The organism is Pantoea sp. UBA4549 (genome assembly GCF_002387285.1).
Taxonomy (GTDB): domain Bacteria; phylum Pseudomonadota; class Gammaproteobacteria; order Enterobacterales; family Enterobacteriaceae; genus Pantoea; species Pantoea borealis.
The window spans coordinates 20250-37146 of sequence record NZ_DGLH01000005.1; the positions used below are offsets into that span (position 1 = coordinate 20250).

The 16897-nt window shown below is 54.5% G+C and carries 17 protein-coding genes; 11 read left to right on the forward strand and 6 right to left on the reverse strand.

Annotation, left to right across the window (positions count from 1 at the left end):
- The first annotated feature begins 172 nt into the window (after nucleotides 1-172).
- The 3 genes from B3041_RS01370 to B3041_RS01380 all read left to right on the forward strand — a co-directional run bounded on the left by B3041_RS01370 (nucleotide 173) and on the right by B3041_RS01380 (nucleotide 1954).
- The gene (locus tag B3041_RS01370; RefSeq protein WP_292968645.1) at nucleotides 173-724 is read left to right on the forward strand and encodes a C40 family peptidase; all 552 of its coding nucleotides are present in this window, start codon (nucleotides 173-175) and stop codon (nucleotides 722-724) included.
- 373 nt (nucleotides 725-1097) lie between these two features.
- Nucleotides 1098-1313 (forward strand): YdgH/BhsA/McbA-like domain containing protein, encoded by a 216-nt coding sequence (locus B3041_RS01375; RefSeq protein WP_065647448.1) that lies wholly within the window; start codon nucleotides 1098-1100, stop codon nucleotides 1311-1313.
- Between the two features lie 428 nt (nucleotides 1314-1741).
- Nucleotides 1742-1954, forward strand: a complete 213-nt coding sequence (locus tag B3041_RS01380) for a hypothetical protein (protein ID WP_065647654.1) — start codon at nucleotides 1742-1744, stop codon at nucleotides 1952-1954.
- 42 nt (nucleotides 1955-1996) lie between these two features.
- Here the strand turns inward: B3041_RS01380 and B3041_RS01385 are convergent, their stop codons facing one another.
- The 3 genes from B3041_RS01385 to B3041_RS01395 form a co-directional block, all read right to left on the reverse strand.
- A complete protein-coding gene (locus B3041_RS01385) occupies nucleotides 1997-2275 on the reverse strand; it encodes a VF530 family protein (protein WP_292968646.1) in 279 nt (92 codons plus the stop codon).
- Between the two features lie 89 nt (nucleotides 2276-2364).
- A complete protein-coding gene (gene blc / locus B3041_RS01390; protein WP_292968648.1) occupies nucleotides 2365-2892 on the reverse strand; it encodes an outer membrane lipoprotein Blc in 528 nt (175 codons plus the stop codon).
- Between the two features lie 114 nt (nucleotides 2893-3006).
- Complete coding sequence (locus tag B3041_RS01395) at nucleotides 3007-3696, reverse strand: hypothetical protein (RefSeq protein ID WP_065647445.1); 690 nt, start codon at nucleotides 3694-3696, stop codon at nucleotides 3007-3009.
- 240 nt (nucleotides 3697-3936) lie between these two features.
- On the opposite strand from B3041_RS01395, the gene B3041_RS01400 reads away from it, so the two are divergent.
- The gene (locus B3041_RS01400; protein ID WP_292968650.1) at nucleotides 3937-4782 is read left to right on the forward strand and encodes a substrate-binding domain-containing protein; all 846 of its coding nucleotides are present in this window, start codon (nucleotides 3937-3939) and stop codon (nucleotides 4780-4782) included.
- 46 nt (nucleotides 4783-4828) lie between these two features.
- Here B3041_RS01400 and B3041_RS01405 read toward each other — a convergent pair whose 3' ends face one another.
- Entirely contained in the window at nucleotides 4829-7156 is a 2328-nt protein-coding gene (locus tag B3041_RS01405) for an FdhF/YdeP family oxidoreductase (RefSeq protein WP_292968652.1), read from the reverse strand.
- 216 nt (nucleotides 7157-7372) lie between these two features.
- Here B3041_RS01405 and B3041_RS01410 point away from each other — a divergent pair, with 216 nt between their 5' ends.
- Nucleotides 7373-8569: an FAD-dependent oxidoreductase gene (locus tag B3041_RS01410; protein WP_292968653.1), complete on the forward strand. Its 1197-nt coding sequence runs from the start codon at nucleotides 7373-7375 to the stop codon at nucleotides 8567-8569.
- 186 nt (nucleotides 8570-8755) lie between these two features.
- On the opposite strand, the gene B3041_RS01415 is transcribed toward B3041_RS01410, so the two are convergent.
- Together B3041_RS01415 and B3041_RS01420 are read right to left on the reverse strand one after the other, a co-directional pair.
- Nucleotides 8756-9043, reverse strand: a complete 288-nt coding sequence (locus tag B3041_RS01415; RefSeq protein WP_292968654.1) for a DUF1330 domain-containing protein — start codon at nucleotides 9041-9043, stop codon at nucleotides 8756-8758.
- A 2-nt stretch (nucleotides 9044-9045) separates the two neighbouring features.
- Nucleotides 9046-9723, reverse strand: coding sequence for a GntR family transcriptional regulator (locus tag B3041_RS01420; protein ID WP_065647440.1), 678 nt, complete (start codon nucleotides 9721-9723; stop codon nucleotides 9046-9048).
- A 532-nt stretch (nucleotides 9724-10255) separates the two neighbouring features.
- Here B3041_RS01420 and B3041_RS01425 point away from each other — a divergent pair.
- The 6 genes from B3041_RS01425 to B3041_RS01450 all read left to right on the forward strand — a co-directional run bounded on the left by B3041_RS01425 (nucleotide 10256) and on the right by B3041_RS01450 (nucleotide 16696).
- Nucleotides 10256-10858 carry an amino acid synthesis family protein gene (locus tag B3041_RS01425; protein ID WP_065647439.1) on the forward strand — a complete coding sequence of 201 codons (603 nt, stop codon included), beginning with the start codon at nucleotides 10256-10258 and terminating at the stop codon, nucleotides 10856-10858.
- The gene (locus B3041_RS01430; RefSeq protein WP_292968655.1) at nucleotides 10830-11657 is read left to right on the forward strand and encodes an alpha/beta fold hydrolase; all 828 of its coding nucleotides are present in this window, start codon (nucleotides 10830-10832) and stop codon (nucleotides 11655-11657) included. The genes B3041_RS01425 and B3041_RS01430 overlap by 29 nt, the downstream gene beginning before the upstream one ends.
- Before the next feature lie 3 nt (nucleotides 11658-11660).
- Nucleotides 11661-12602 (forward strand): flavin reductase family protein, encoded by a 942-nt coding sequence (locus B3041_RS01435; protein WP_065647437.1) that lies wholly within the window; start codon nucleotides 11661-11663, stop codon nucleotides 12600-12602.
- A complete protein-coding gene (locus B3041_RS01440; protein ID WP_292968656.1) occupies nucleotides 12599-13636 on the forward strand; it encodes an LLM class flavin-dependent oxidoreductase in 1038 nt (345 codons plus the stop codon). Before B3041_RS01435 ends, B3041_RS01440 begins: the two co-directional genes overlap by 4 nt.
- A gap of 12 nt (nucleotides 13637-13648) precedes the next feature.
- A complete protein-coding gene (locus tag B3041_RS01445; RefSeq protein ID WP_292968657.1) occupies nucleotides 13649-15115 on the forward strand; it encodes an aldehyde dehydrogenase in 1467 nt (488 codons plus the stop codon).
- Nucleotides 15116-15298: 183 nt separating this feature from the next.
- Nucleotides 15299-16696 (forward strand): purine-cytosine permease family protein, encoded by a 1398-nt coding sequence (locus tag B3041_RS01450; RefSeq protein WP_292968659.1) that lies wholly within the window; start codon nucleotides 15299-15301, stop codon nucleotides 16694-16696.
- Nucleotides 16697-16897 lie beyond the last annotated feature (201 nt).

Here is a 16897-nt window from a genome sequence, read left to right on the forward strand (position 1 = left end):
CCTGCCAAAATCGCTTTTTATCCTGTTTTTCTACGTATAAACATGATGTTACCTTTTTGTAAATTAAGGTAAATAACGGGGAGAGAGTGAGGATTTTCCCGCTGCGGGTTTAACTGTACTGCTTTTTTACGGTATAAATCTTTCACCAATAAGCCGGGCGAAATAACAACCCATGACTATCACCGCAAGCCGTACTCTTATCACTACTCTGCTGCTGTTTACACTGGCTGGATGTGCGAAAAAACATCATGAAGCGCCTCCGCCTGACAGTGCTGAAGTTGCGCTTTCTGGTGATAAACAGCCCGATCTGATCCCGGTTATTGCTGCACTGCACGATCAAATGCACTCCTGGCAGGGGACAAAATACCAGTGGGGAGGCACGCAGCTCTCCGGCGTTGACTGCTCAGGCTTTGTCTGGCGTACGCTGAAAGACCGCTTTAACATTCCGATGGAACGCGTGACAACACGAGAACTTATTGCGATGGGCAAGCCGGTGGATCAGGCCCATCTGCAGCCAGGCGATCTGGTGTTTTTCCGCATCAGGCATGAGCTGCACGTAGGCTTTTATGACACTGACCGGCAGTTCCTGCATGCGTCAGTCAGTCAGGGCGTGATGCGTTCGTCACTCAATAATCCTTACTGGAAATCTGTTTATCTCCAGGCGCGCCGGTTGCCGCGCGAACAAAGCTCACAGATCAGTTTCAACTATAAGAATAAAGTCTGAAGGTAATCTGTCTTTGTGAAGCAGAGATAACCAGCGCTGAAACGCCAGCCTCCTCAGAGAAAACCGCCTTCAGGCGGTTTTTTTATGCCTGAATTTTATTCAAAAAATATGAACAAAAACGGCAAAATGCTTAGCTTTTAAACTAGCGTCAATACGCTTATTCTCTCTTCATCGCAACAGAGTCCCCATCCGAAGCGTTAAGCCAGTTAGATTTCACACGTCAATCTCAGTGAAATAAACTGTGTGACAGGCTGCGAATTTTGATTAGCATGATCACAATAAACGCATTTATTATCAATATATGTATAGTTTCATTTGTTACTATATCTCTTATCGAAGGCGTGTGCCTTAAAACAGACATTAAGGAAAAAGTATGAAAACCATGAAAGCTTTCTCAATTGCTGCCGTAACTGCCCTGACGCTGGTATCAGGTGCGAGCTTTGCACAGAGCATCTCTGTCACTTCCGGTACGCTGGACGGTGCAGAAGCTAAAATAGCAGCGCAGGCTCAGGAGCAGGGCGCACAGTATAAAATTACTGAAGCCAATACGAATAACCGTGTGCATATGACGGCTGAACTCTACAAATAATTCAGCGTGATGAGTGTTAAGGCCGCCTGCGGGCGGCTTTGCTGCTTTAATTGTTCAAAAAATGAACAGTTGCTGGCAGCGTACCTGCCATGCGGGCTGCAGAAGGTTATCCACAGGTTTGCGCCTGCTCTTTTCACGCGGAATGTGGATAAACCAGGCGACCCTGCACCGTCGCTTCTGCCAGACCCTGCATATAAATCACTGCACTTCTCTGCATTATCTACCTGGCTATTATCTTTTTATTTGATGAACTTTTAATAATATCGAATAAGAACAGCGACACGTCTTTTCGCTAATTTTAACCTTTAGTAACTTATTTCTGGTTACACATTAATAATACCCATCTCAGACCTTTAATTCGATATTCCGGAATTTCATTACTATATTCAGCATGAATGCAATCTGCATTTATTTTCGGGGATACGAATATGCGTAAAATAGCATTTGCTTTATTCACTGCAGGGGTGTTGTTGTCAGCCACCACGCAGGTTCAGGCTAAAGGCTGTCTGAAAGGGGCTGCGGTAGGGGGTGTGGCAGGGCATCTTAAGCATCACGGCGTAGCCGGTGCGGCAGCAGGATGTGCAGTAGGTCACCACATGGCGAATAAAAAAGAGAAAGAAGCGGATAAACATACGCAGTAACAGATTCACGGCAGGGTGGTATTCAGCCCTGCCTGATAATGCTTAATGATCCTGTTTATTGCCCTGCGTCCACGGATTAAATCCGGCATTATCGCAATCTTTCTCAGGCTGTTCCGACAACATATCCCGATAGAGCGCTTCAACTTCTGCACGTGCCCAGGGAGTACGCCGCAAAAATTTAAGGCTCGACTTGATACTGGGATCGCTTTTAAAGCAGTTGATATTGATCTGTTTAGCCAGTTCTGCCCAGCCGTAACGCTCCACCAGTGCAGTCACTATCATTTCCAGCGTTACGCCGTGCAGAGGATCATTTGAATGCATGTCAGGTTACGTCTCGCGGGCAAAAAGGGGCGCCAAGGTTACCGTAAACCTGCGGTAACCGCAAACCACCCCGCGGTGAAAAGGGGTTATCAGGATTGATCGACCCAAATGAGTTTATCGGTAGCAAACCCCAGCTCCCTGGCAAGCTTAACGTAATCACGCTTAACCTGTTCCGGGATCTGCGGCTGACGCGACAGGATCCACAAGTAGCCCCGATTCGGGCCGCTGACCAGCGCATACTGATAATCATCATCCAGCGCGATAACGTTGTAACCGCCATAGAAAGGCCCAAAGAACGAGACCTTCAGGGCCGCGACGTCAGAGCGTCCGGTGAAATAAGCTTTACCCTCGCTTTCACTCCCGCTTTTCTTCACCGGATCGTAGCCGCGATTGATCACAACCAGGCCGCCATCACTGCGCTTTTTATACGTGGCGGTGACGTGATCTTTACCGCGTTCAAAACGGTGATCGAGACGGGCAATTTCATACCACTTACCCAGGTAGCGCTCTGCATCAAAACCGGAGACCGGCTTGACACCTTTTGGCGGGGTGGGCGATTTGCAGGCCACCAGCGTTAATGAAAGCGCGGTGACGGCAACCAGAGGCCAAATCTTCATTGTCACTCCTTACACAACATCATAAAAATCCCATGCTGAGTATAGTTAAGGATTGACGGGACGCCTGGCGTGCGCGGGCGGGTGCAGCTTACCCGCGCATCTGACCTGCCCGGCTTATGACGTTTTCTCGTCGTCCGACGGAATTAAAGGTTCATCAATGGCGATCGACTTGCCTGACTTCAGCAGCTGAATATCGAGCATGACGTAAGTCATGGTGGTGATAAAAAGAGAAATCACGCTGCCAATGACGCCACTGGTGGTAAAGGTAAAGAAGTTATACATCACCACCCAGGTCACACAGATAAACAGCGCCAGCGCCACGCTGATAGCGGATTGTGAATAATTTGTCGCGCGTGCGCCCATTTCGTTGATTTGCATACTGAGGTTACAGCCTGTGTATTTCTCAAGTATCCAGATGCCCTGGTCCCAGCTGCGCAGACGACGCGCGCTGCCGCGCGTCACAAACAGAAACAGCAGCGAGATAAACAGGCCCGAGAAAGCGATCAGCACCGGCACCGCCTGCAGGGCATAAGCGATACTTTTATGCAGCGAATCCTGCGCCAGACCGGTGAGATCAAGCGTTAACGATGCGCCGAGGACGCCATACAAAAACAGAAACAGCACCAGGTAGAGCGCGTTACGTTTCCAGTCGAGATCGGCTTCATGGTTTTTCTGCTGACGAGCAATAACCAGAGCCTGCTGCAGTCGCTGCGCGTCAGCGGAGCTGGCTGCGATGCTTTCAGGCTCGCTGCCCAGCAGCCGGTGGATAAAAGGCCGATCGGCCTGATCAATAGTCACGTGCATAAACATCCCGCAAACAGAATATAAGTGGCAACAGTGTACCATTTGCCGGCGCAAATTGATTTTAAGGACATCGTTCATCAGCGGCTCACGTTATCCTGTACGGTGGCTGAACCTTCGTCCGGCGCATGAGTATCCATCAGGGCGTACAGCCGGTCATTGGCGATAATGAATTATTCGGGTAACGTGGAATAGAGACTATCACCTTCATCACGCCAGTCAGGACTGGCAGGAGCCTCTTCGATGTCAGTTTCTACTTCACTGGTTGCGCTGGTTTGCCGCACACCTGAAAATGCGGCAACCGCCTGTCAGCTCAGCGCATTCAGCGCTCAGCTCACCAAACGTGGCCTGGTCAGCATCCTGATTCATGTGCAATCACGCAGTGAACTGCAGCAGGCGCTGCAGAATGCCGCGGCGTTGCCGGTCACGCATCTGCTGTTCCTCTCTTCTGTCTGTGACGATGAACAGAGCCTGGCAGCAGAGATATTGCCTGCGGTTGCGCAGCTTCATGCGGATGCACAGACGCTGGCCAGCGATCGCTACAGCGCAGGCGAAGCGCTCGCGCTGCTACTGCTTTCTCAGGGGCATCAGCGGACGGGCTTTATGCATGCCGGTGAAACGCCGGAGATAGCTCGTCAGCTGGCAGGCGTCAATGCCGGTTTGCAGACGCAGGAAAAAGAGGTGCAGCTTTTGCTGACAGCCGGCCGTGAGCGGCGCGAAGAGGCGTATCAATCGATGATGGCGTATCTGAAGAAAACCCGTGCCGCCGAACGTATCAACGCGCTGGTGTGCAGCAGCGATGAGCTGGCGTTTGGCGCGCTGCAGGCTGTGCGTGATTTTGGTCAGGGCGCACACGTTGCGGTAACGGGATACGGTAACGTGGCTGAAGCGGCGATGTCCACCTGGCATCTTACCCGCTGGGCCCCGCGCAGCGATTTGCGGGTGACAGAAACGTTAAACCGGTTACTGGAGCAGGGCGCTGACAACAACAGCGGCTGGCAGCAGGGTGAACTGGAAGTGCGGCACTCCCATCAGGGGAAATATATTCCCGGCGAAATGTCGCAATGCGGCTGTGCTATACGCCACTGAGTTGCGGCCCCGGATAGCGTGGTAATGCGTATCCGGGGCCATAGCCTCAACGCAGCACGCCGCTGCTGTCAGCCTGTGTGGCAACGGAAGGCTCAATCACCACCGGGATACTTTTATAGGCGGGAATACCGCTTTGCGTATCGTGGCTGTCGAGTGGCACCATAATATTCGCTTCCGGATAGTAAGCGGCTACCGATCCGGGGGCCATGTCATAAATCACGATTGTCAGGTTCTTCATACGGCGATGGGTGCGGTTACCCTGCGGATCGAGCGCGGTCATATCGACCGTATCCCCGGAGCGCAGCTGCCGGCTCTCCGCTTCATCAGCGGAAATAAACAGCACATCGCGCCGCCCGGTAATGCCCCGATACCGATCGTTTAGCCCGTATAGCGTGGTGTTGTATTGATCGTGACTGCGCAGCGTGGTCAGCACCAGATCGTGACACTTCAGCGAGCGCGGATCCTCATTGATGCCCTGCATCACTTTAAACTGCGCGCGCTTTGACGGCGTCAGCCAGACACGTTCAGACGCCGCATTATGCAGACGGAAACCGCCCGGCTGCATAACGCGCTGGTTAAAGTTCTCAAAAGCGGGAAACACGGCTTCAATGGCATCACGAATGTTGCTGTAGTCGCTGACCATTTTGTCCCAGTTTACACGGGAGGCCGGCAGCGTCGCTTTGGCCAGTCCGGCAACCAGCGCCGGTTCCGATTTAAGATGCGGAGATGCAGGCTCCAGCGTGCCGCGCGAGGCGTGAACCATTGACATAGAATCTTCCACGGTCACGCTCTGATCGCCCGAAGCCTGGCGATCCCTTTCCGTACGTCCCAGCACCGGCAGCAGGTAGCTGTGCTTAGCCATCAGCAGGTGAGAGCGGTTGAGCTTCGTCGCCATATGAACCACCAGATCGAGCTTGCGCATCGCTTCAAAGGTGATTTGCGGATCGGAGATGGCTTCGGCGAGGTTACCGCCCAGGCACAGCAGCGCTTTTGAGCGCCCGTCGCGAATCGCCTGAATCGCCGCCACCGCGCCGTGCCCGTGCTGCTGCGGGGGCGTGAAGCCAAAGACCTTCTGCAGACTGTCCAGCAGGGTCTGTGAGGGGATCTCTGTGATGCCAACCGTGCGATCGCCCTGAACATTTGAGTGCCCGCGTAGCGGACAAATGCCTGCGCCGCGGCGGCCGATATTGCCGCGCAGCAGCAGCAGGTTCGCAATCTGCTGCACATTCTGCGTGCCGTACTGATGCTGGGTTATACCCATCCCGTAGCAGATAATGGTGTTTTCTGCGGCGGCGTAGAGGTGGGCAATGTTCTGGATCTCAGCGATGTCCATCCCAGAAACTTTCAGGATATGATCCCAGCTGGTGTCGTCCAGATCGGCTTTCAGCGCCGCAAAACCTTCAGTATGTTCACTGATAAAGGTTTCATCCAGAACCGGCGGTTCACCGGCCGCCAGCGCCTTATCGTGCATAGCCAGCAGCGTTTTCATCACGCCTTTAAGCATGGCTGCATCACCGCCAACGCGCACCTTGTAGTAGGTTGAAGCCAGCTGCGTGGACCCCATTGAGAGCATTTCAATCGGACTTTGCGGTGAGGTAAAGCGTTCCAGCCCGCGCTCGCGCAATGGATTGATGGCAACAATCTTCGCGCCGCGTTTTGACACTTCCCGCAGTGTTCCCAGCATACGCGGATGGTTGGTGCCAGGGTTGTGTCCAATGCAGAGCACCAGATCGGCGTGATCAAAATCCTCCAGCTCTACTGTACCTTTGCCAACGCCAATCGACTCTGGCAGGCCTACGCTGGTGGGTTCGTGGCACATATTCGAGCAGTCGGGAAAGTTGTTTGTGCCATATTCACGGGCAAACAGCTGCCAGAGAAAGGCCGCTTCATTTGAAGCGCGGCCGGAGGTGTAAAATTCAACGCTATCAGGATCGTCATAACCGCGCAGCAGCGCGCCAATCTCCTGCAGCGCCGTGTCCCATTCAATCGGCTGATAAGTGTCGCTGGCTGCATCATATTTCATGGGATGGGTCAGGCGTCCTTCACCTTCCAGTTCAAAAGCGCTGCGCTCCCAGAGTTCGCTGACGGTATGCGCGGCGAAAAAGGCAGGCGTAGTGCGTTTACTGGTCGCTTCCCAGGAAACCGCTTTGGCACCGTTCTCGCAAAATTCAAATGAGGAGGCGTGACGTGGATCGGGCCAGGCGCAGCCCGGACAATCAAACCCTTCAGGCTGGTTGACCTTGAATAAGGCGATAACATCCTGTTTTACCGCCATCTGATGCCGGATCGCATCTGCTACCGCTTTCAGTGCTCCCCAGCCGCCCGCTGAGCCTCCATAAGGTTTAATGCCGACATCCCGGTTCTGCTCTTTCATGGCTGCTTATCTCGTGTAAAAAATTATCTCTTAAGCCTGGAATAAGCTGCGGCGTCCGCAAGGAAACTATATGAAACACGCTATTTTAATGTTTACAGAATATTGCAGCGCTGCGATTGCTAAAAACGTGTTAAAGCACCTCTGATTATCGTCCTGCGGTAATAATATGCTATATAAATGATAATTATTCTCAGTGAATTGATGCGGAACTGACAGATGCAAAACGATAAATCTCTCTATGCTGACTGCTGTATTGCAGGCGGTGGCCCGGCAGGATTGATGCTGGGATACCTGCTGGCGCGCGCCGGCGTATACGTTATTATTATTGAAAAACATGCGGATTTTCTGCGTGATTTTCGTGGCGACACGATCCATCCTTCTACGCTGGAGATCATGTACCAGCTTGGATTACTGGATGAGCTGTTAACGCTGCCGCATCAGCGCACTGAGAAACTGCAGGCGGAAGTCGGTGGCGAAGAGATCACTATGGCGGACTTTTCCCGCCTGCCGGTGCGCTGCCGTTTTATCGCCTTTATGCCGCAGTGGGATTTTCTCGATTTTCTGGCCCGTAAAGCCCGCGCCTTTGATAATTTTACCCTGCTGCACGATACCGGCTTTGCTGACTTCATCAGAGAGGGAGATCGGATTACTGGCCTGACGACGTTACAGGGTCACACTATTCATGCGCCGCTTGTGGTCGGGGCAGATGGCCGTCATTCGCAGGTTCGTGCTAAAGCGGGATTAACCAGCCAGAATTTTGGCGCGCCGCGTGATGTGCTGTGGTTTTCACTCGCTAAACAGCCCGACGATCTGGCGCTCGGAATGGGTCATAAAGGGCCGAAACAGAATTTTATCGTGATCGATCGCGGTGACTACTGGCAGTGTGGCTATACCATCGAAAAAGGCGAGTTTGAGCGACTGAAAGAGACCGATATCGCTGCGTTTATTACACAGCTTGCTGAGGTTGCGCCGTTCAGTGAAGTGCGTATGCAGGCGCTGACCGGCTGGGAGATGTTTCACCTGCTGTCGATTCGAATCGATCGTCTCGATAGCTGGTGCCGGCCAGGCGTCCTTTGTATCGGTGATGCAGCGCATGCAATGTCGCCTATCGGGGGCGTAGGGGTCAATCTGGCGATTCAGGATGCGGTGGCCACCGCTAATCTGCTGACGCCCGCGCTGCTGAAAGGTGAGGTAAACCTTAAAACGCTGCAGAAAGTCCAGCGGCGGCGTCAGTTTCCCACGGTCGCCACGCAGTTTCTGCAGATCAAGATGAGCAGTAAAAAACGCACGCGCAGCGCGCCATCCAAAGTGCCACAGTTCATCAGCCGCTACCCGTTTCTGCGGCATCTGTTCGGACGCCTTATCGGACTGGGATTTCGCCCGGAACGTCCGCGCCTGGCAGATAAAGGCTGAACGGCAGGCAAAAAAAAGCCCGCGAGGCGGGCAGGCGAACGATAACCGGTAAACTTTCTCGTCAGCAACGCATTGCTGTTTAGCGTCACTATAGTAGCAACGATTACGCAGGCGTACGAATTTTGTTCGATGAGTTAATTTTGCTGAACAGATAAATAATTTAAAGATTACGGTAGCGTTCCTGGTTTAGTCTGCGCCCTGAGTAATAACGATCATCGCTTCAGCAATGTCAGCCCGCGCTGCCCGCGCCTGCTGATATTCTGGCGAATGGTAACACTCAACGGCCGTCTGATAATCGGGAAACGCGATTAATACATGGCGGGCATAGGTTTTACCTTCCAGCGTCAGCGCGTGCTCACTGCGTGCAAGAAAGGTCGCCTGATATTTATCAAAAGCTGCCGGTGCAAGATCCCGGTAACGCTGATAGCGCTCAGCATCATGCACCGTAACGTGAGCTATCCAGTAAGCAGTCATCGCTACTCCTCCGTCGTCAGAATTGTTTTCGCCAGCTGCGCCGCTTCCGTCAGATGCTGAATCACCGCTTCTCTGGCCTGCTGCGGATTGCTGGCTTCAACCGCAGCGTAAATACGCGACATACGTTCAAATCCGGCAACCTGACGCTCAGGACTACGCAGCGTCAGGGCGCGCAGACGGCTGATGCGGCTGTTGAGCCGCTGCACGATTTCCCAGGCGATATGATGCTCTGCAATCGAAAACAGCGTTTCGTAAAACGCCTGCGACGCTTCAACCCGCTCAATATCGTCATGATGTTCAGAAGCGCTGGCAATCCGCATCAGCCGCGTGTGCAGCGCCTGCTTGTCTTCCGCTGTGGCTGTACGGGCGCAATCCTCTGCGGCTGCAGATTCAAGCAGCTGCCGTATGCTGTAGATCTGCTGCGCAACCTCCCAGGTAAGCCGCGCCACGATAGGCCCTTTTTTGGGCAGATTTTCAATCAGGCCTTCCGCTTCCAGATAACGGATCACTTCCCGCACCACGGTACGACTGACACCCAGCTCATCACACAGTGAGCGTTCAACCAGACGATCGCCCGCTTTAAAATAGCCCGAGATGATTGCCTGTCTTACTTTCACCAGCGCCAGTTCCCGGAGAGTCACCGGCGTGTTTTCAATCCTTAAGGAGTGAATCGCAATCATGATCTTCCCTATTGTCCTGCGTTAAGAATCGTTGCGCGCAGCCCTGCGCGCGCTCTTTTTTACTATTAGCACTGTTATGGCAATGAACGCAACGTTGCAGGTAGTACGGGCAACAGGGCCTGAAGCAACAAAGTAATAAACGGTGCTGCGGTTTATCCTGATGCGGTCGCGCCAGTAATTTGTCATTGCTCACATTTTTATCACCGATCGCTGACGCTTTTCGGTTCTCATCACGCCTTTTCCTGAAACCCCCTACTTATCAGCAACATAAATTTATCCTGTCGTACAGGCCTGCATCAGTTATTTGAGGCCAGTCACACTCCGGCAGCAGTATTGGTATCCGACGCGATGCACCTGAACAGAGAGTCAAAAGATGGCCGGAACCGCAGCTGGCGCACGCTGAAGCGGAAAAAGCAGCTAATTAATGTATGACTGTATGATGGTATACCAACTTTTGACATCCCAAAAGCGCCGATGTTATACCCCTTTCACCAGTAGTAATTAACAAACCGTTAACTTGAAAGGGGATTACATGCATCCGGACATTCGTAAAACCATCGTCACAACTGAAACGCTGTATACCGACGGCGGCAAAGCGGCAGGCACGCCGCTGGTGATGATTGCCGCTGCAGCCGTGGTCAAAAATCCGTGGGCTGGCAGAGGCTTTGTTGAAGATCTGGCACCGGAAATCCGTGAGATGGCGCCGGTATTGGGCGAATTGCTGACCGGACTCATCGTTAAAGAGGCGGGAGGCGGCGATCGCGTGGTCGCCTATGGCAAATGTGCCGTTACCGGACTGAACGGCGAGCTGGAGCACGCCTCAGCGCTGATTCATACGCTGCATTTTGGTAATCACTACCGTTCTGCAGTGCAGGGCAAAACCTATCTGGCATTCAATAATACGCGCGGCCCGGCCAACACGCCGATTCTGGTTCCGATGATGGGAACAGAAGATGAGGGCTCACGTGAACACTACCTGACCATGCAGTTCAATATTAACGATGCGCCATTCAGTGACGAGATCGTGATTGCGCTGGGCGCTGCGCTGGGCGGACGGCCGCACCACCGTATCGGTAACCGTTATCTTGATCTTAAAGAGCTTGGCCATGATCAGAAAAATCCAGCGGCTGTCTGAGGCGTTATCACAGGTCAGCTATCTCGAAGCGGGAACAGGCACCCCCCTGGTACTGATTCACGGTGTGGGCATGAATGCTGAAGCCTGGTTTCCCCAGATAGCGGTACTGAGCCGCCATTTCCGGGTGATCGCAGTGGATATGCCCGGACATGGCGAGAGCACGGGCTTCGGGCATCATGCGACGCTGGCCGATTATGTCGACTGGCTGGCGGCCTTTCTCGCCACCCAGCCAGAACAACGCTTCGCTGTTGCCGGGCACTCAATGGGCGCTCTGATTACCGCCGGACTGGCGATTGATTATCCGCACTATGTCAGCCGGGCAATCGTGATGAGCGGCGTATTCAGGCGCTCAGCTGCTGCCCGGGCGGCGGTACTGCAGCGCGCTCACGAGCTGGCAAGCGGCAACGTACAGCTGGATGCGCCACTGGAGCGCTGGTTCAGCGCTACCCCTCAGGAGCAGCCGCTGCGACACAAAGTCGGTGAGTGGCTGCAGCAGGTCAGCCCGGCAGGCTATGCGCGTGCCTATCAGGCTTTCGCTGAGGGCGACTCGCTGTATGCCGATCGCTGGGCAGAGATGCGCTGTCCGGTGCTGGTAATGACGGGGGAACTGGACGCCAACTCCAGCCCGGACATGACCCGACAGATGGCCAGCGCTGCGCTTTACGGTGAGGCGGTGGTTATCGATAACGCCAGACACATGTTGAATCTGACCGATGCTGAACGGGTAACACGAGAGATGCTCTCTTTCCTCGAGCCGGTTGCAGCACACGTCACGTCACAAGAGCCTATTCAGGAGTAACTTATGGACGCAGATAAACGCAGACAGTTGCGTGACGCCTTTGGTGCCTTTATGACGGGCGTAACCGTAGTCACGACCCACGATGCGAATGGTGAGCCAATTGGTTTTACCGCTAACTCTTTTTCCTCGGTATCACTGGACCCGGCGCTGCTGCTGGTGAGCATCGACAAACGGTCGGCTAACTTTGAGCACTTTACGCAGTGCCGCCATTTTGCCGTCAATATTCTGGCAGAACAGCAGAAAGAGACGTCGAACGTGTTTGCGCAGAAGATTGCCGATCGCTTTGCGCGCGTCAGCTGGCGACGCGGAGAGCAGGGTACACCCCTGATTGATGAGAGTTCGGCCTGGTTTGAGTGTTCGCTGCATCAGGTGATTGACGCGGGCGACCACGCGATCCTGATCGGTAATGTGCTGCAATTCGCTTCCAGCGGCACTGCAGGTCTGGGCTACTATCGCGGCGCCTATTTCACACCTTACCAGCAGGCGGAGTCGCTGATTAGCGGGCCGGATGTCGTGGTGAGTGCGCTTATCGAATCTGCCGGTCAGGTGCTGCTGGTCCGGCAGTCAGAAGGGTACAGTCTGCCGGCACAAACCATGCGCGGTCGCAGTGTTGATGAAACGCTGACGCAGGTGTTCAGTACGCTGCAGATTGCCGCCAGTCCGGGTTTTATCTATTCCATGTGGGAAGACAGGCAGAAAAAGCAGCAGCATATTGTCTTCTTATGTGCGCAGCCCACGGGCAGTACGCTGCCCGTTGTGGACCAGGGAGAGTGGCGGGATCTGCAGGATCTGGCCACCATGCCGGTCGCCGACAGTGCGCTGCAGGCGCTGCTGGGGCGCTATATGCGTGAATACGCGGCGGGTAATTATGGCCTTTATTACGGTGATGAAGCGCAAGGCTCTGTGCGCCAGTTCGTTACGCCAGCCCATCAGGAGGTGGTATGAAGCTTTCTCTGTTTCTGCATATGGAGCGCGTCTCAGCTGATGATGCACAGGATAAGCTCTACGAAGAGATGATGACGCTGTGTGAAATCGCCGACCGCGGTGGTCTGCACGCTATCTGGACCGGTGAACACCATGGTATGAATTTTACCATTGCCCCCAATCCTTTTATTAATCTGGTGGATATTGCGCACCGCACACAGCATGTGCGGCTCGGCACCGGCACCATTATTGCGCCGTTTACCCATCCGATTCGCCTTGCCGGTGAGGCGGCAATGACCGATATCATCACTAACGGACGGCTGGAGCTGGGTATTGCGCGCGGGGCCTACGCGTATGAGTATGAGCGTCTGCTGCCAGGGCTTGATGCCTGGGGGGCCGGCCAGCGCATGCGGGAACTGGTCCCGGCAGTAAAAGCGCTCTGGCGCGGTGATTATACTCATCAGGGCGAGTTCTGGCAGTTTCCTTCCACCACGTCATCGCCGTTACCCAAACAGCAGCCGCATCCCCCCATCTGGGTTGCTGCCCGCGATCCCAACAGCCATGAGTTTGCCGTTAAACAGGGTTGTAACGTGCAGTGCACGCCGCTGCATCAGGGGGACGAGGAGATTGTCCGGCTGATCACCACGTTTAAAGAGGCGTGTCGGGAATACGCCCCGGAGCAACCGCTGAAAATCATGTTACTGCAGCACGGTTTCGTGGCGGCGGATGAGGCGGATGCACAGCAGGCAGCAGAGGAGCTGAACCGCTTTTACCACTATTTCGGCGCCTGGTTTAAAAACGAGCGACCAGTGACGCAGGGGCTTATTGCCCCACTGAGTGAGAAAGAGATGGCCGCTAACACGTATTACAGCGCAGAAAAAATGCGCCAGAACCTGGCTATCGGTACGGCGGACGAAGTGATCGCACGGCTGAAAAACTATGAAGCACTGGGCTATGACGAATATGCGCTGTGGCTCGACAGCGGGATGACCTTTGAACGCAAAAAGGCCTCACTGATGCGCTTTATTGAACAGGTCGTTCCGGAATTCCACTAAGCGGAGAGAGAGATGGACGCGTTTAAACTCTACATTGACGGGCAGTTTGTAACCGGCGCTGCCTCGTTCACATCCCTTAATCCGGCGACAGCAGAACCCTGGGCCACGATCGCCGGCGCACAACAGCAGGAGACTGACCACGCGGTGGAGGCAGCTGCCCGCGCGTTTACGTCAGAGGCGTGGCGCGGTCTTACCGCCAGCGCGCGCGGTAAACTGCTGCTGCGGCTGGCCGATCTGATTGAGCGGGATGCGGCGCGGCTGGCGCGTATTGAAACGCTGGATACCGGCAAAATTATTCGTGAAACGCAGGCGCAGATTGCCTACGTCGCAGAGTATTACCGCTATTACGCGGGGCTGGCTGACAAAATGGAGGGGGCTACGCTCAGTATCGACAAGCCCGATATGGAAACGTGGGTCAGACGCGAACCGGTGGGCGTGGTGGCGGCAATCATTCCCTGGAACAGTCAGCTATTTCTCTCTGCGGTTAAAATCGGCCCGGCGATTGCCGCTGGCTGTACGCTGGTGGTGAAGGCAGCAGAAGTGGCACCGGCTCCTCTTCTGGCGCTGGCAGAGCTGATTGATGAAGCGGGTTTTCCGCCCGGCGTGATTAACGTTATCACCGGATTTGCTGAGCAGTGCGGGGCACGGCTCACTGCGCATCCGCTGATCGATCATATCGCCTTTACCGGCGGAGCAGAAACGGCGCGCCATATTATTCGCGGCAGCGCGGAGAACCTCGCCAGCACCTCACTGGAGCTGGGGGGCAAGTCCCCGTTCATCGTTTTTGCCGATGCCGATCTGGAGAGTGCGGCTAACGCTCAGGTGGCGGCGATCTTCTCAGCGTCGGGTCAGAGCTGCGTCGCGGGCTCGCGTCTTCTGGTAGAGGCCAGTGTTAAAGAGGCGTTTATTGACAAGCTGGTGAGTAAAGTGCGCGACATTGTCATTGGCTGCCCGCAGCAGACCGATACTCAGTTTGGCCCGCTCTGCACACTGCGTCAGAAACAGAATATCGAGCAGGTTGTCAGTCGTTCGCTGGAGCAGGGCGCACAGCTGATTATCGGGCATGAGCCGGTCAGCCAGCCCGGTTTTTATTATCCGCCTACGATCCTTGATTGCAGCAGCGTGCCGGAAGCAGAGAGTGTCGTGCAGGAGCTGTTTGGTCCGGTGCTCTCAGTGCTGACCTTTAGCGGTGAGGCGGAGGCGCTGCGGCTGGCAAACGGCACTGAATATGGCCTTGCTGCAGGCGTCTTTACGCAAAATCTGACGCGGGCACACCGTATTACACGCCAGCTGCGCAGCGGCGTGGTCTGGCTGAACACCTATCGGGTTGTCTCACCGCTGGCCCCCTTCGGTGGCTACGGCAAGTCAGGTTCTGGGCGCGAAGGCGGCGTTGACGCAGCGCTGGAGTACACCACAACCAAAACCGTCTGGCTGCGTACCAGCGATGAACCCATCGACGATCCTTTTATCATGCGTTAATTCCCCTTCCGGCGCTGGCCATCCACACCATTGCCCGCCGGATCGTTAAGTATCAGGCGTCTTACCGCCAGCAGTTTCTCCTGAGAGAAGACGAGACGCACATCGTCGGGATGGCTATGGCATTTAAACGCCAGTGATGTATCTGCAACACATAATAATTCTGCATCTCAACCGGAGGGTAAGGTGGAAAAATCATCACGTCAGGGGCAGTTTATCGAGAACAAGTCGGTGGATTATGTGCCGGTGTCTGAGCGACACGGCAAGCCGCACAGCCTGTTCACGCTCTGGTTCTGCACCAATATTGCTCCGCTGGCGGTGGTCAGCGGGGCGATCGCAACCGAAACGTTTCATCTCAATGTGATTTCAGCGCTCTCTGCGATTGTCGCCGGTCATCTGTTTGGTGGCATTTTTCTTGCGCTGACCTCAGCGCAGGGACCTAAAACCGGCATTCCGCAGATGGTGCAGAGTCGCGCGCAGTTCGGGCGCTATGGCTCGCTGCTGGTGATCAGCTTCACCACCGTTATCTATCTTGGCTTTTTTATTTCCAACATTTCGCTTTCTGGCCGGGTAATTAACAATGTTATTCCGGTACTGCCGGTAGCCAGCGCAACGATTTTAGGTGCCGTGCTGGCAACAGCGATCGGCGTGATAGGCTACCGCTTTATCCACCGGATCAATAAAGTTGGCGCATGGATTATGGGAGCAGCCCTGCTGCTTGGACTGACGCTGATGTTATCGCAGCCGCTACCGGCAGATTTCTGGCAGCGCGGCTCGATGAGTGCAGCAGGGTGGTTCGGCACCTTTTGCATTGGGGCCGTGTGGCAAATCAGCTTTTCACCGTACACCTCAGATTATTCGCGCTATTTGCCCGCAGATGTGGGTATCGCCCGTCCTTTCTGGGCCACTTATCTCGGCGCCTGTGGCGGGACGATTCTGGCATTTGTCTTTGGCATGATGGCCGTGAGTATTGCTCCTGCGGATGACGCCATGGTGGCAGTACGTCACGCCACTGGCTGGCTGGGACCGCTGCTGATGATCCTGTTTCTGGTAAATATCATCTGCCATAACTCGATGAATCTGTATGGTGCGGTGCTGTCGCTGATAACGGCTGTGCAAACCTTTCGTCCGCACTGGACGCCGGGGGCGGCAGTACGGCTGGTGGTGTCGGCCCTGGTGCTGACAGGCAGCATTTTGATTGCCCTGGCGGCGTCGCAGAACTTTGTGGCTTTTTTCATCAACCTTATCCTGGCGCTGATTGCCGTACTGATCCCGTGGATTGTGATTAACCTGCTCGATTTCTACTACGTCAACAAACAGCATTACGATGTGGACGCTATATTTCAGGCCGACGGAGGACGCTACGGGCGGCTTAATCTGCAGGCACTGCTGGTCTATTTTGCCGGCATTCTGGTACAGATCCCCTTTATTGAAAATGCGTTTTTTTCCGGTCCGTATGCAAAACTGATCCCCGGTGTGGATATCTCATGGATTATCAGTCTGGTTGTCACCAGCATCGCGTATCCGCTGTTTCACCGAAAGTATCAGCCGCGGTTAACCGTACTGCCTGAAAGCAAAGTATAAAAACCGGGGCAGGGACGCCCCGTCCGGTTTACCCGACACGTTACCCTCCGTTTCCGCCATTAACGTCTGCTCTCTTCTTCAAACCGGGAAACAGCGCGCTGCAGGCGTGCGATTTGTATGGAATACCTGCTACCATAGCGCGCGGCAGCTGCGCGTTGTCGTCTGGTAAACCCTGTATAAATACTATGATTACGTCGTGTA